The sequence below is a fragment of the Bacteroides caecigallinarum genome (assembly GCF_021531075.1).
Taxonomy (GTDB): Bacteria; Bacteroidota; Bacteroidia; order Bacteroidales; family Bacteroidaceae; genus Phocaeicola; species Phocaeicola caecigallinarum_B.
In genome coordinates this window covers 1-766 of the sequence record NZ_JADYTJ010000140.1, presented here as the reverse complement: position 1 = coordinate 766, position 766 = coordinate 1, and the positions used below count along the sequence as shown (strand labels likewise).

Genomic DNA, 766 nt, shown 5'->3' with positions numbered 1-766 from the left:
TGCTGGTACATAACAAGAACGACCCCAAGGAGGGTTTGGGAGTGGTCAGCAAGGCAGACGAGAAAGGTAATTATCAGACGGTTGCACCGGAGGAGAAGAATGAGAACTCATTCCTGAAATTCGACAAGAATTCAAGTATTCTCGAAAATTTCATCAAGAACTTCTGGAGCCAGCTGAAGGAGCCTACGCATTTCAGGCTTATCCGCATGACCTTCAACGATTACAAGCAGAACAAACAGGCTCTCAAGGACCTGGCCGAAGGCAAGAAAACAGACGCGGTAAAGGAGTTTCTGAAACGCTATGAAATCGTACCGAAAGTAAACAATCAGAAAAACAGTCAAACAAAAGAGGAGGAAACAACAATGGCAAAGAAGCAGGAACAGACAACGCAGGCTCAGCCTGAACAGGTATCACAGGTGGAAGCTGCCGCACAGGGGCGCGAACAGCAGGAACCGCAACGCCAACAGACACCCACGTACCGCTATAACGAGAATATGATTAACTGGGAGGAACTGGGTAAGTTCGGCATATCCAAGGAAATGCTGGAGCAGTCCGGACAGCTTGACAGCATGCTGAAAGGATACAAGACCAACAGAACTATGCCGCTGACACTCAACATTCCTGGGGTACTGACCGCAAAGCTTGATGCACGCCTTTCGTTCATATCCAACGGCGGGCAGGTCATGCTGGGCATCCACGGTATCAGAAAGGAACCTGAACTGGACCGTCCTTATTTCGGACATATCTTCACGGAAGAGGACAAGAA

1 protein-coding gene is annotated in these 766 nt (G+C 48.8%); it reads left to right on the top strand.

The genetic code is table 11. The annotated features are described in order from the left end of the window. The coding region (locus tag I6E11_RS14725; protein ID WP_235338842.1) for a DUF4099 domain-containing protein at nucleotides 1–766 on the top strand (766 nt) is incomplete at both ends.